Origin of the sequence: Pseudomonas sp., assembly GCF_049653025.1 — a bacterium.
GTDB lineage: Bacteria > Pseudomonadota > Gammaproteobacteria > Pseudomonadales > Pseudomonadaceae > Aquipseudomonas.
Genome location: NZ_JBASFM010000008.1, coordinates 24,963 through 38,149 on the forward strand (window position 1 = coordinate 24,963; position 13,187 = coordinate 38,149).

Sequence of the window (13,187 nt, forward strand, 5' to 3'; positions counted from 1 at the left end):
CTGTGCTGACTGGTCGGTCGTTACCACGACCTTCCAGTCTGTTCCTTCGTTTTCGCGACATAAGGTTTCAAGGCTTCGTCACTAAGATTTGTGACGACCTAGGTGGGTATGTACAATGACCACCCTTTCGCCTGCGCAAAGCTGGGGCTTAGTCCTGCGCGCACGGTAAGTGGTTGAATTAGAAAGTAATTGCCTTGTGATAGGCCGTCTGGTGAGAGTCCCTATGAAAGCAGGTTTGTACCGTCCTGATGAGTTCAAGGATAACTGCGGCTTCGGCCTTATCGCCCATATGCAGGGCGAGGCTAGCCATCACCTGCTGCAGACCGCGATTGAAGCGCTGACCTGCATGACCCACCGCGGCGGGATTAACGCCGACGGTAAGACCGGTGATGGTTGTGGCCTGTTGATTCAGAAACCCGATGCGTTCCTGCGGGCCATGGCCCAGCAGCATTTCGCCGTCGAATTGCCCAAGCAATATGCTGTGGGCATGGTGTTCTTCAATCAGGATTCGGCGAAGGCTGAGGCTGCCCGCGAGAACATGAACCGCGAGATTCTGGCTGCCGGCCTGAGCCTGGTGGGCTGGCGCAAAGTGCCGGTCGACACCAGCGTGCTTGGCCGCCTGGCGCTTGAGCGTCTGCCGCAGATCGAACAGGTGTTTATCGGTGGTGAAGGCCTGTCCGATCAGGACTTCGCGATCAAGCTGTTCAGCGCCCGTCGTCGTTCCTCGGTGGCCAACGCCGCCGACAGCGACCATTACATCTGCAGCTTTTCGCACAAGACCATCATCTACAAAGGCCTGATGATGCCGGCCGACCTGCAGCAGTTCTACCCGGACCTGGGTGACGAACGCCTGCAGACCGCCATTTGCGTATTCCACCAGCGCTTCTCCACCAACACCCTGCCGAAGTGGCCGCTGGCGCAGCCGTTCCGCTTCCTGGCGCACAACGGTGAGATCAATACCATCACCGGTAACCGCAACTGGGCGCAGGCGCGCCGGTTGAAGTTCGCCAACGACCTGATTCCGGATCTGGAAGAGCTGGGCCCGCTGGTCAACCGCGTGGGTTCCGACTCCTCGAGCATGGACAACATGCTCGAGCTGATGGTCACCGGCGGCATCGACCTGTTCCGTGGCGTGCGCATGATCATTCCGCCGGCCTGGCAGAACGTCGAGACCATGGACGCCGATCTGCGCGCGTTCTATGAGTACAACTCCATGCATATGGAGCCGTGGGACGGCCCGGCCGGCGTTGTGCTGACCGATGGTCGCCACGCCGTGTGCCTGCTCGACCGCAATGGCCTGCGCCCGGCGCGCTGGGTCACCACCAAGAATGGCTATATCACCCTCGCCTCGGAAATCGGCGTGTGGAACTACGCACCCGAAGACGTCTTGGCCAAAGGCCGCGTAGGCCCAGGGCAGATTCTCGCGGTCGACACCGAAACCGGGCAGATCCTCGGTAGCGATGACATCGACAACCGCCTGAAGTCGCGTCATCCCTACAAGCAGTGGATGCGCAAGAGCGCCACGCGTATCCAGTCGACCATGGAAGACAACGACCATGGTTCGGCGTTCTACGACCCGGATCAGCTCAAGCAGTACATGAAGATGTACCAGGTCACCTTCGAAGAGCGTGACCAGGTGCTGCGTCCGCTCGGTGAGCAGGGCCAGGAAGCCGTGGGCTCGATGGGTGACGACACGCCGATGGCCGTGCTCAGCCAGCGCGTGCGCTCGCCATACGACTACTTCCGCCAGCAGTTCGCCCAGGTTACCAACCCGCCGATCGACCCGCTGCGCGAAGCCATCGTGATGTCACTGGAGATCTGCCTCGGTGCCGAGCGCAACATCTTTGCCGAGTCGCCAGAACACGCTGCCCGCGTGATTCTCAGCAGCCCGGTGATCTCGCCGGCCAAGTGGCGCGCCCTGATGAACCTGGATCGCCCAGGCTTCGAGCGTCAGCTGATCGACATGAACTACGACGAGTCGCTGGGTCTGGAAGCGGCCGTGCGCAATATGGCCGATCAGGCCGAAGAAGCGGTGCGCGCCGGTAAGGTGCTGCTGGTTCTGTCTGACCGCCACATTGCTCCGGGCAAGCTGCCGGCGCACGCCTCGCTGGTCACCGGTGCGATTCACCACCGCCTGACCGAAAAAGGTCTGCGTTGCGACTGCAACATCCTGGTCGAAACCGCCACCGCCCGTGACCCGCACCACTATGCGGTGCTGCTCGGCTTCGGCGCGTCGGCGGTTTACCCGTTCCTCGCTTACGAAGTGCTGGGTGACCTGATTCGTACCGGCGAAGTGCTCGGCGACCTCTATGAGGTGTTTAAGCACTACCGCAAAGGCATCTCCAAGGGCCTGCTGAAGATCCTGTCGAAGATGGGTATCTCCACTGTTGCTTCTTATCGCGGTGCGCAACTGTTCGAAGCCGTCGGCCTGGCCGATGACGTCACCGAACTGTGCTTCCGTGGTGTGGCCAGCCGCATCAAGGGCGCGCGTTTCGTTGATATCGAAAACGAACAGAAACTGCTCGCGGGCGAAGCCTGGAACGCGCGCAAGACCATCCAGCAAGGTGGCTTGCTCAAGTTCGTTTACGGCGGCGAGTACCACGCCTACAACCCGGATGTGGTCAACACCCTGCAGGCCGCTGTGCAGCAAGGCAGCTACGAGAAGTACAAGGAATACAGCACCCTGGTCGACACCCGTCCGGTGTCGATGCTGCGCGACCTGCTTAAGGTCAAACTGGCTGACCAGCCGCTGTCGCTGGACGAAGTCGAGCCGTTCGAGGCCATCCTCAAGCGTTTCGACTCCGCCGGTATCTCGCTCGGCGCATTGTCGCCTGAGGCGCATGAAGCGATTGCCGAGGCGATGAACCGCCTGGGCGCACGCTCCAACTCCGGTGAGGGCGGTGAAGACCCGGCTCGTTATGGCACCGTGCGCAGCTCGAAGATCAAGCAGGTGGCTACCGGCCGCTTTGGCGTGACCCCGGAATACCTGGTCAACGCCGAAGTGCTGCAGATCAAGGTCGCTCAGGGTGCCAAGCCCGGCGAAGGCGGCCAGCTGCCAGGCGGCAAGGTCAACGGGCTGATCGCCAAGCTGCGTTATGCAGTGCCGGGTGTGACCCTGATTTCGCCACCACCGCACCACGACATCTACTCGATCGAAGACTTGTCGCAGCTGATTTTCGACCTCAAGCAGGTCAATCCGCAGGCGCTGGTCTCGGTGAAACTGGTAGCAGAAGCTGGCGTTGGCACCATCGCCGCCGGCGTGGCCAAGGCCTATGCCGACCTGATCACTATCTCTGGCTATGACGGCGGTACCGGCGCTTCGCCGCTGACCTCGATCAAGTACGCTGGCGCGCCGTGGGAACTCGGCTTGGCCGAAACCCACCAGACCCTGCGCGGCAACGACCTGCGCGGCAAGGTGCGGGTGCAGACCGACGGCGGCCTGAAGACCGGCCTCGACGTGATCAAGGCCGCCATCCTCGGTGCCGAAAGCTTCGGCTTCGGTACCGCGCCGATGATCGCCCTGGGCTGCAAATATCTGCGCATCTGTCACCTGAACAACTGCGCCACCGGCGTGGCCACGCAGAACGACAAGCTGCGCAAGGATCACTTCATCGGCACCGTTGAAATGGTGATGAACTTCTTCACCTATGTCGCCGAAGAAACCCGCGAGTGGCTGGCCAAGCTGGGCGTACGTAGCCTGGAAGAGCTGATCGGGCGTACCGATCTGCTGGAAATGCTGCCGGGTGAAACCACCAAACAGGGTTATCTGGATCTGAGCCCGCTGCTCGGTAGCGACCACATCCCGGCTGACAAGCCGCAGTTCTGCCAGGTCGAGAAGAACCCGCCGTTCGACCAGGGCCTGCTGGCCGAGAAGATGGTCGAGCTGGCCAAGCCGGCGATCGTCGCTGCCAGCGGTGCCGAGTTCGCGCTGGATATCTGTAACTGCGACCGCTCCATTGGTGCCCGTGTCTCCGGCGAAATTGCCCGCGCCCACGGCAACCAGGGCATGGCCAAGGCCCCGATCACCTACCGCTTCAAGGGCACTGCAGGGCAGAGCTTCGGCGTGTGGAACGCCGGCGGTCTGCACATGTACCTGGAAGGCGACGCCAACGACTACGTCGGCAAGGGCATGACCGGTGGCAAGCTGGTTATCGTTCCGCCTAAAGGCAGCCCGTTCAAGACCCAGGAGTCGGCCATCATCGGCAACACCTGCTTGTACGGTGCCACCGGTGGCAAGCTGTTCGCGGCTGGTACTGCGGGCGAGCGCTTCGCCGTGCGTAACTCCGGTGCGCACACCGTGGTTGAAGGCACGGGCGACCATTGCTGTGAATACATGACCGGCGGTTTCGTCTGCGTACTGGGCAAGACCGGCTACAACTTCGGTTCCGGTATGACCGGCGGCTTCGCCTACGTGCTCGACCTGGACAACAGTTTTGTTGACCGGGTGAACCACGAGTTGGTGGAAATCCAGCGGATCAACAACGAAGCGATGGAAGCCTACCGCAGCCACCTGCGCGGCGTGCTGACCGAATATGTGGCGGAAACCGCCAGCGAGTGGGGCAGCAACCTGCTGGAAAACCTCGACGACTACCTGCGCAAGTTCTGGCTGGTCAAACCGAAGGCGGCAAGCCTGAAGTCGTTGCTCTCCAGCACCCGTGCCAACCCGCAATAAGAATGCGCCTGAAGTGGTTTGATGAGGTATTGCAATGACTGAACGTCTGAATAACGACTTCCAGTTCATCGAAGTCGGGCGCAAAGACCCGAAGAAGAAACTGTTGCGTCAGCGTAAGAAAGAGTTCGTCGAGATCTACGACAACTTCAAGCCTGCGCAAGCGGCCGACCAGGCGCATCGTTGCCTGGGCTGCGGTAACCCCTATTGCGAATGGAAGTGCCCGGTGCACAACTTCATTCCCAACTGGCTCAAGCTGGTGTCCGAGGGCAACATCCTCGCCGCCGCCGAACTGTCGCACCAGACCAACACCCTGCCGGAAGTCTGCGGCCGTGTGTGCCCGCAGGACCGTCTGTGTGAGGGTGCCTGCACCCTGAACGACGGCTTCGGCGCGGTGACCATCGGCTCGGTGGAGAAGTACATCACCGATACGGCGTTTGCCATGGGCTGGCGTCCGGATATGTCGCGCGTGGTGCCAACTGGCAAACGCGTCGCCGTGATCGGTGCAGGCCCTGCTGGCCTGGGCTGCGCCGACGTACTGGTGCGCAACGGCGTGACCCCGGTGGTGTTCGACAAGAACCCGGAAATCGGTGGCCTGCTGACCTTCGGTATCCCTGAGTTCAAGCTGGAGAAGAGCGTGCTGAGCAATCGCCGCGAAGTCTTCACCGGCATGGGCGTCGAGTTCCGCCTGAACACCGAGATCGGCACAGACATCACCATGCAGCAGCTGCTGGATGAGTACGATGCCGTGTTTATGGGCATGGGCACCTACACCTATATGAAGGGTGGCTTCCCCGGTGAAGACTTGCCGGGCGTCACCGATGCTCTGGATTTCCTGATCGCCAACGTCAACCGCAACCTCGGTTTCGAGAAGAACGCGGAAGACTTTATCGACATGAAGGGCAAGCGCATCGTCGTCCTCGGCGGCGGCGACACCGCGATGGACTGCAACCGCACTTCGATCCGTCAGGGCGCCAAGTCGGTGACCTGCGCCTATCGCCGCGACGAAGAAAACATGCCGGGCTCGCGCAAGGAAGTGAAGAACGCCAAGGAAGAAGGGGTGAAGTTCCTCTTTAACCGTCAACCCATCGCCATCGTCGGTGAAGACAAGGTTGAGGGCGTGAAAGTGGTCGAGACCCGTCTCGGCGAGCCGGATGCCCGTGGCCGTCGCAGCCCTGAGCCGATTCCCGGCTCCGAGGAAATCATCCCGGCGGAAGCTGTACTGATTGCCTTTGGTTTCCGTCCAAGCCCGGCTGCCTGGTTCAGCGATTTCGAGATCGAAACCGACAGCCAGGGCCGCGTCGTAGCGCCGGAGCAGAGCCAGTTCAAGCACCAAACCAGCAACCCGAAGATCTTCGCCGGCGGCGATATGGTTCGCGGTTCCGATCTGGTGGTGACTGCGATCTTCGAAGGGCGTAATGCCGCTGAAGGCATCTTGGATTACCTCGGGGTCTAAGCTACAGCGTGATTGGCTCATCCCCCTGGGGCGAGGCAAATCGTCGCAATAGACAAAAGGCACGGCACTCGCCGTGCCTTTTGTTTTGCGCTCTGCGAAAATACCCGCACTTTTTCTGCGTCACGGTGCGCGGTGCGCCTGTGACCCAGGAGCCCGCCCGGAGGAGGGGGACGCCACTGGCCGACTCCCGCACACTCCTTCGTCGTGACGCTTCCTTGCCGAATTTCCAGGAATCCTGCCGATGTCCGTCCTGAAGAACGACCGTTTCCTTCGTGCTCTGCTCAAGCAACCTGTCGACGTCACCCCGGTGTGGATGATGCGCCAGGCCGGTCGTTACCTGCCGGAGTACCGCGCCACCCGCGCCAAAGCGGGAGACTTCGTCAAGCTGATGAAGAACCCGGAGCTGGCCTGCGAGGTCACCATCCAGCCGCTGGATCGCTACCCGCAGCTGGATGCGGCGATTCTGTTCTCTGACATCCTGACCATCCCCGATGCCATGGGCCAGGGCCTGTATTTTGAAACTGGCGAAGGTCCGCGCTTCAAGAAAGTCATCAGCTCGATGGCCGATATCGAGGCGCTACCGATCCCGGATCCGGAGCAGGACCTGGGCTATGTGATGGACGCGGTGCGTACCATTCGCCGCGAGCTGAATGGCCGTGTGCCGCTGATCGGCTTCACCGGCAGCCCCTGGACCCTGGCCACCTATATGGTGGAAGGCGGCTCAAGCAAGGATTTCCGCAAGTCCAAGGCCATGCTCTACGACAACCCGCAGGCCATGCACGCGCTGCTCGACAAGCTGGCGCAGTCAGTCACCGCCTACCTTAACGGGCAGATCAAGGCGGGCGCACAGGCGGTGCAGATTTTCGATTCCTGGGGTGGTTCGCTGTCGTCCGCGGCCTATCAGGAATTCTCTCTGGCCTATATGCAGAAGATCATCGACGGCCTGATCCGCGAGCACGACGGTCGCCGTGTGCCAGTGATTCTTTTCACCAAGGGTGGCGGTCTATGGCTGGAGTCGATGGCCGACAGCGGCGCCGAAGCCCTGGGCCTGGATTGGACCTGCGATATCGGTAGCGCCCGTGCCCGAGTCGGCAATAAGGTGGCGCTGCAGGGCAATATGGACCCGAGCGTGCTGTACGCCAACCCGGCGGCAATCCGTGCCGAAGTGGGCCGTATTCTCGCCGCCTACGGTCATGGCAGCGGCCAGGTGTTCAACCTCGGCCACGGCATCACTCCGGAGGTCGACCCGGCCCACGCCGGCGCGTTCTTCGAAGCGGTGCATGAGTTGTCTGCGCAGTACCATCAATAAAACCTGCATAAAACAAAGGCCGCATTAGCGGCCTTTGTTTTATCTGCGTGTTGTTCAAGGTTGGCGCAAATCGCGTACGGCCTTTACCAACGCCAGCTGTTCGGCTTCGCTGAGCTTGTCGGCGTAGCCGGGCATGGCACCGGGGCCATCCTGAATGGCTTCGAGGATGTCGCTGTCGCTGTTGTTGTCCTGCCACTTGGCTTTGCTCAGGTTCTGCGCAAAGTACAGCCAGCCGCGCATGGTGTTGGCGCGGCCGTCTTCGGCGTGGCATTTGGCGCAGTGCTGACGGTACAGCTGCTGGCCATCCACCTCGGCCAGCGCGGGCAGGCTGGCGAGCAGAGTTAGCGCACCAAGCAGGCCGAGCAGCGCCGGCTTATTTGACATTGGCCAGGTTTCCCTTGAGCGCTACGCCCGCCATGATCGCGCCAGCGTGGCATTCGTACTTCTGGCTGTCCTTGTACTCGACGTTCTTGTAGTTACTGGCCAGGTCGACCACGGCATTGGCACCGGCGGCCTTGGCGGCGTTCTGGAAATAGATCAGCACTGATTGCAGGGCCCAGTTGCAGGCCGCTTCGTCAGACTTATTAAACGCATTAGCCTTCTTGCTGGTGAATACGCCGGACTTGATCACGCTGACCGAGCCGGCCGGTTTGTTGCCCGCTAGGTAGAACTTCACGCTGCCGTCGAGGCGGCCGGCATTCAGGGCCTCCTGCAGCGCGGTCTCAAAGGGCAGGAAGTGCGTGGTGTCGCGAGCCTGGCTAATGGCCGGGAACAGGCTCAAGCAGGCTGCTGCAAGGATCCAGGATTTGGCGTTCATAGGTTGCTCCTTGTTATAAGGCTTTGCTCGGAACGGCTCAAAAGTATTGCCGCCGCAGCAAGTGTAATCCAGCCTGCTCTCAGCTCCAGCGCTTGAAGATCAGCGAGGTATTCACCCCGCCAAAGGCGAAATTGTTGTTCATCACGTACTCATGACGCATCGGGCGGAACTCGCCGCGCAGGTAGTCCAGCTCACCGCAGGCCGGGTCGATAGTGTCCAGGTTCAGCGTCGGCACATAGCTGTCTGAGTTCATCATCTCGATGCTGAACCAGGATTCCAGCGCGCCACAGGCACCCAGGGTGTGGCCGAAGTAGCTCTTCTGCGAGCTGATCGGCATGCGGCTGCCGAACAGTTCCTGAGTGGCCTGGGTCTCGGCCACGTCGCCCTGGTCGGTGGCGGTGCCGTGGCCGTTGACGTAGCCGATGGCAGAAGGCGCAAGGCCGGCATCCTGCAGCGCCAGCTGCATAGCCCCGCGCATGGTCGCCTGCACCGGCTTGGTGGCGTGCTGGCCATCGGAATTGCAGCCGAAGCCGACGATCTCGGCATGGATGGTCGCGCCACGGGCCAGCGCGTGTTCCAGCTCTTCGAGTACCAGGATGCCGGCCCCTTCACCGATCACCAGGCCGTCGCGGCCGCTGTCGTAGGGGCGCGGCGAGGTATGTGGTGCATCGTTCTTCAGGCTGGTGGCGTAGAGCGCATCGAAGACCATGGCCTCGGTCGGGCAGAGTTCCTCGGCACCGCCGGCCAGCATCATTGGCAGGCGGCCGAACTTGATCGCCTCGTAGGCGTAGCCGATGCCCTGGCTGCCACTGGTGCAGGCGCTGGAGGTGGGGATCAGGCGGCCCTTGAGGCCGAAGAAGATGCTGATATTGGCAGCCGTGGTGTGCGGCATCATGCGGATATAGGAGTTGGCGTTAAGGCCGTCCGCTACGGAATTGAGCAGCATATTGCCGAACGCCTTGATCTCGTCGGTGCTGCCGGTGGACGAGCCGCAGGCCACGCCCATGCGCCCGTCCTTGATCGACTCGTCGCCGAGCAGGCCGGCATGCTCCAGCGCGCGTTCGGCGGCGTACACCGCCAGCTTGGACACTCGGCCCATGCTGCGGGTCTGCTTGCGCGTCCAGTGCTTGGGCGTTTCGAAGCCGTCCACCGGGCCGCCCAGGCGGGTATTCAGCTCGCCGAAGCGGTCCCACTCGGTCATATAGCGGATGCCGCTCTTGCCGGCTTTGAAGTTCGCCGCGATCGCCGGCCAGTCACTGCCCAGCGAGGTCACGCCAGCCATGCCGGTGACTACCACCCGTTTGCAACCGTTCATCAGCACAGCCCGCCGTTCACTGCGAGGACCTGGCGGGTAATGTAGGCCGCCTCCTCGGACATCAGAAAATTCACCGCCCCGGCCACTTCTTCCGGGGTGCCCATGCGCGCTGCCGGGATCATCTTGAGGATCTCCCCGACCGGCACCAGCTCGTCGAGTATCTCGGTGTCGATCAGCCCCGGGGCCACGCAGTTGACCGTGATCTTGCGCTTGCCCAGCTCGATCGCCAAGGCCTTGGCCGCGCCGATGATGCCGGCCTTGGAGGCGCTGTAGTTGACCTGGCCGCGGTTGCCGATCAGCCCGGACACCGAGGTGATGCAGACGATGCGCCCGGCCTTGCGCCGACGGATCATCGGCATGGTCAGCGGGTGCAGCACGTTGTAGAAACCGTCCAGGTTGGTGCGCATGACCAGGTCCCAGTCTTCCTCGCTCAACGCCGGAAAGGCCCCGTCGCGGGTCAGGCCGGCGTTGCACACAACCCCATAATACGCGCCGTGCTGCTCGACATCGGCTTCCAATGCTGCGCGGCAGGTGGCGCGGTCGGACACGTCGAATTGCAGGATGCGCGCTTGTTGGCCCAGCGCCTCGATCTGCGCTTGTACGGCCTCGGCCTCGTCACGTCGGGCGCGGCAGTGCAGCACGATGTCGTAGCCGCTCTTGGCCAGGCGCAGGGCGATGGCTTTGCCGATGCCGCGGCTGGAGCCGGTGACCAGAATGGTTTCGCTCATGACGGTAGTTCTTCCTGAAGATAGCTGGCCACCTGCGGTGGGCGGAACACATTGAGGCGGGCGAAGGCCTCGATGCCGGGGCCGGACAGCTGGCACTCGAATACGCCCATGCCGTTGTCGTCCTGCAGCGAGCGCAAGGCCTTGATATGAAGCTCGGTGCCGGCCGGAAAGCGCTCGACATTACATTGGAAGTTCCGCGTACCGAGCAGAAAGCCCAGCTCCACCGGTTGCCCGAGCAGGCGCGCCTGGCAGCCGGCGTAGGCGGCCACACTCTGCGCCATCAGCTCGATGCCGACCCAGGCCGGCAGGCTGCCATCTTCCAGGTTAAACAGGCCGCCGTTACGGATGGTCAGCTGGGTTTCGATGTCCTCGTCGCCGAAACTCACGACCCGGTCGAGCAGAATCATGTCGGCGGCGTGGGGAATCAGCTCGGCGATTGGCCACTGGCTCATAGCGCGCCTCCCATCTTTTCACCCGGCTCTTCACCCAAGAGCAGGCTGATATTGTTGCCGCCAAAGGCAAAGGAGTTACTCATCAAGCGGCGCGGCTGGCTGTTGCTCAGGCGCGTGCCGGTTGCTACCAGGTTTAGTGCAGGCAAGGCCGGGTCGGCCTGGCCGTCCCAGATATGCGGCGGTAGCAGTTTTTGCGGGTTGAACTCGCTCAAGGTCAGCCAGCAGAAGGCGGCTTCCAGTGCGCCGGCCGCGCCGAGGGTGTGGCCGGTCAATGCTTTGCTCGATGAGCAGGCCACGCCGTCAGGGAAAACCGCCTGCACCGCCAGGTTTTCCATGGCGTCGTTGTGCGTGGTGGCGGTGCCGTGCAGATTCAGGTAATCGATCTCGCTGGCGTCGATTGCGCCAGCCGCCAGCGCCTTGCGCATGGCGGTCTGCGCGCCAATACCCTCGGGTTGTGGCGCGGAAATATGGTGGGCATCGGAGCTGGCACCGCCGCCGAGCAGGGCGATGGGGCTGGGTTGTTTAGTCATAAGGAAGAGCGCTGCACCCTCGCCGATATTGATGCCATGGCGGTTGGCCGAGAACGGGTTGCAGCGTTCGGCCGACACCGCTTCCAGGGCAGAGAAACCGTTCAGGGTCAGGCGGCACAGGCTGTCCACGCCGCCACACAGCACCGCATCGCACACGCCCAGATTGAGCAGGCGCTGGGCACTGAGCAGCGCCCGCGCGCCCGAGGTGCAGGCGGTGGAAATGCAGTAGCTCGGCCCGCTCAGGCCCAGCCAGTCGCTGAGAAAGCTCGCCGGTGCGGCCAGTTCCTGCTGGGCGTAGTGGTAGTGTGCCGGCAGTGCGCCCTGGTTGAGGTACGCGGCGATGCTCTGGCTGGCTTCCTCGATGCCCGAGGTGCTGGTGCCGAGTACCACAGCAATACGATCCGCGCCGAACTGGGCGATAGCGGCGCGAATCTCGGCCTCTATCTCCAGGGCGGCGGCCAGCAGCAGCTGGTTATTGCGGCTCGGCGGATGGCCCGGCAGGTCGGGTAACTCCGGCAGGCTGCCGGGCACCGCGCCGACAGTTAGTTCGCGGTCGGCCACCCAGCCGCTTTGCGCGCGCATGCCGCTGGCATCGCCGGCGAACAACGCCGTCGCCACCGCGTGCTTGCCTTGGCCGAGGGCGCAGTTGAGGCCCAGGGCAGAGAGGTATGCGGCCATCAGGGAGCCTTATCGTCAGGCAGCGCGCTGACCCGGTAATCCAGGTCGGGCGGGCTGTGCAGGGTGAAATCCAGCGGCGCACGGTAACTGATTCGCCACTGCGGGTTAAGTCGGCGAGTGCCATCGGCGTCCAGTTGCCAGTCGTCGCCCGCGTAGTGCTGGCTTAGCAGTGGTGTGGGCGTCAGGGCAAACAGCAGCGCGGCAAACAGTTCGCGGGCTTCGCTATTGGGCGGCAGCAGGCCGTCGCTGTGCCATGCGCCGTCACGCAGCAGCTGGCGCGCCAGCGGTACGCCGAGCGGGTCGAACAGCGAGACGCGCAGCGCGCCGTGTTCGTCCTGCAGCACCAGCCACCAGGTCTGCAGGCTTCCGGCCTGCACGCGCTCTAGCTGCAAGGCCAGCGGTAACGGCGCGGCCGGCGGCGACGGTTGCAACGGCAGCGGCGTGCGTGCGGCGCAGGCCGCGAGCAGCAGGCACAGGCCGATAAGCAGGGCACGTGACATCAGAGGTTCGGTTCCAGCGGCTTGCGCGCCACCACATTGACCAGGGTTTCATTGCGCTGACCAACCGGCTTGGGTTTCATCAGGCCCCAGCGTTCCAGCAGGCCGAAGTCCTTGGAGCGGCTCCACCACAGGTAGGGGTAGGAGACATTCTCGGCGGCGAACTCGAAGCCTTGGCCGCGCAGCATGTCCAGATAGCCTTCGGCGCTTTTCTGCACATGCATCGGGTGACGGAACAGCCAGCGGATCACCCAGGTGTCGATATAGAACTGCGTCGATTCGGCGAACAGCAGCCGCCCACCCGGTTTTAGCACGCGCCAGAACTCGGCCAGCGCCTGTTCCTGTTCGACCAGGTGATGGAAGGTCTGGTGGCAGAACATCAGGTCGACGCTGGCGTCGGGCAGGTCGATGGCCGCGCAGTCGCTGGCGATCAGCTGCACATCCAGGCCCAGGCGCTCGGCCTCGGCGCGCGAGCAGGTGAGGCTGTGCGGGTCGGCATCCAGACCGATTATCCGCGCCGGTTTGAACGCCTCGGCGAGCAGGCCGAAGGACTTGCCCTGGCCGCAGCCGACATCCAGCAGCACCGGCGCTTCCGACAGCGGGCTGTCGAACAGGCCGCACAGGTCATTGATCGCCACGCGCAGCACATGGTGTTGCCAGACATGGCTCTGCAGAAACCAGAAACCGAAACGGGTTTCCTCGACGTAGCTGGCGGCCGGGTTGCTCATAAATATCC

11 protein-coding genes are annotated in these 13,187 nt (G+C 62.8%); 3 read left to right on the plus strand and 8 right to left on the minus strand.

Annotation, left to right across the window (positions count from 1 at the left end; translation table 11 throughout):
- Positions 1–223: 223 nt before the first annotated feature.
- The 3 genes from gltB to hemE all read left to right on the plus strand — a co-directional run bounded on the left by gltB (position 224) and on the right by hemE (position 7,434).
- Positions 224–4,672: a glutamate synthase large subunit gene (gltB, locus tag WBK23_RS07985; RefSeq protein ID WP_424483450.1), complete on the plus strand. Its 4,449-nt coding sequence runs from the start codon at positions 224–226 to the stop codon at positions 4,670–4,672.
- A 34-nt stretch (positions 4,673–4,706) separates the two neighbouring features.
- Positions 4,707–6,125, plus strand: coding sequence for an FAD-dependent oxidoreductase (locus WBK23_RS07990; protein WP_160012939.1), 1,419 nt, complete (start codon positions 4,707–4,709; stop codon positions 6,123–6,125).
- A 241-nt stretch (positions 6,126–6,366) separates the two neighbouring features.
- Positions 6,367–7,434 carry a uroporphyrinogen decarboxylase gene (gene hemE / locus WBK23_RS07995; RefSeq protein ID WP_424483451.1) on the plus strand — a complete coding sequence of 356 codons (1,068 nt, stop codon included), beginning with the start codon at positions 6,367–6,369 and terminating at the stop codon, positions 7,432–7,434.
- Positions 7,435–7,488: 54 nt separating this feature from the next.
- Here the strand turns inward: hemE and WBK23_RS08000 are convergent, their stop codons facing one another.
- From WBK23_RS08000 to WBK23_RS08035, 8 genes are all read right to left on the minus strand, one after another.
- Entirely contained in the window at positions 7,489–7,818 is a 330-nt protein-coding gene (locus WBK23_RS08000; protein WP_424483452.1) for a c-type cytochrome, read from the minus strand.
- Positions 7,808–8,251, minus strand: a complete 444-nt coding sequence (locus tag WBK23_RS08005) for an excinuclease (protein ID WP_424483453.1) — start codon at positions 8,249–8,251, stop codon at positions 7,808–7,810. Before WBK23_RS08005 ends, WBK23_RS08000 begins: the two co-directional genes overlap by 11 nt.
- Positions 8,252–8,330: 79 nt before the next feature.
- Positions 8,331–9,566 (minus strand): beta-ketoacyl-ACP synthase, encoded by a 1,236-nt coding sequence (locus WBK23_RS08010; protein WP_424483454.1) that lies wholly within the window; start codon positions 9,564–9,566, stop codon positions 8,331–8,333.
- Positions 9,566–10,294: a 3-oxoacyl-ACP reductase FabG gene (fabG, locus tag WBK23_RS08015; RefSeq protein WP_424483455.1), complete on the minus strand. Its 729-nt coding sequence runs from the start codon at positions 10,292–10,294 to the stop codon at positions 9,566–9,568. The genes WBK23_RS08010 and fabG overlap by 1 nt, the downstream gene beginning before the upstream one ends.
- Complete coding sequence (locus tag WBK23_RS08020) at positions 10,291–10,746, minus strand: hotdog family protein (protein WP_424483456.1); 456 nt, start codon at positions 10,744–10,746, stop codon at positions 10,291–10,293. The genes fabG and WBK23_RS08020 overlap by 4 nt, the downstream gene beginning before the upstream one ends.
- Positions 10,743–11,954, minus strand: a complete 1,212-nt coding sequence (locus tag WBK23_RS08025) for a beta-ketoacyl-[acyl-carrier-protein] synthase family protein (protein ID WP_424483457.1) — start codon at positions 11,952–11,954, stop codon at positions 10,743–10,745. Before WBK23_RS08025 ends, WBK23_RS08020 begins: the two co-directional genes overlap by 4 nt.
- A complete protein-coding gene (locus tag WBK23_RS08030) occupies positions 11,954–12,454 on the minus strand; it encodes a hypothetical protein (RefSeq protein WP_424483458.1) in 501 nt (166 codons plus the stop codon). Before WBK23_RS08030 ends, WBK23_RS08025 begins: the two co-directional genes overlap by 1 nt.
- Positions 12,454–13,179 (minus strand): class I SAM-dependent methyltransferase, encoded by a 726-nt coding sequence (locus WBK23_RS08035; protein WP_424483459.1) that lies wholly within the window; start codon positions 13,177–13,179, stop codon positions 12,454–12,456. The genes WBK23_RS08030 and WBK23_RS08035 overlap by 1 nt, the downstream gene beginning before the upstream one ends.
- Positions 13,180–13,187 lie beyond the last annotated feature (8 nt).

Bases quoted from the DNA above. Each gene is read 5' to 3' on its own strand.
- gltB (WP_424483450.1), top strand. From the start codon at position 224: ATGAAAGCAGGTTTGTACCGTCCTGATGAGTTCAAGGATAACTGCGGC.
- WBK23_RS08035 (WP_424483459.1), bottom strand. From the start codon at position 13,179: ATGAGCAACCCGGCCGCCAGCTACGTCGAGGAAACCCGTTTCGGTTTC.
- fabG (WP_424483455.1), bottom strand. From the start codon at position 10,294: ATGAGCGAAACCATTCTGGTCACCGGCTCCAGCCGCGGCATCGGCAAA.
- hemE (WP_424483451.1), top strand. From the start codon at position 6,367: ATGTCCGTCCTGAAGAACGACCGTTTCCTTCGTGCTCTGCTCAAGCAA.
- WBK23_RS08000 (WP_424483452.1), bottom strand. From the start codon at position 7,818: ATGTCAAATAAGCCGGCGCTGCTCGGCCTGCTTGGTGCGCTAACTCTG.
- WBK23_RS08010 (WP_424483454.1), bottom strand. From the start codon at position 9,566: ATGAACGGTTGCAAACGGGTGGTAGTCACCGGCATGGCTGGCGTGACC.
- WBK23_RS08020 (WP_424483456.1), bottom strand. From the start codon at position 10,746: ATGAGCCAGTGGCCAATCGCCGAGCTGATTCCCCACGCCGCCGACATG.
- WBK23_RS07990 (WP_160012939.1), top strand. From the start codon at position 4,707: ATGACTGAACGTCTGAATAACGACTTCCAGTTCATCGAAGTCGGGCGC.
- WBK23_RS08030 (WP_424483458.1), bottom strand. From the start codon at position 12,454: ATGTCACGTGCCCTGCTTATCGGCCTGTGCCTGCTGCTCGCGGCCTGC.
- WBK23_RS08025 (WP_424483457.1), bottom strand. From the start codon at position 11,954: ATGGCCGCATACCTCTCTGCCCTGGGCCTCAACTGCGCCCTCGGCCAA.
- WBK23_RS08005 (WP_424483453.1), bottom strand. From the start codon at position 8,251: ATGAACGCCAAATCCTGGATCCTTGCAGCAGCCTGCTTGAGCCTGTTC.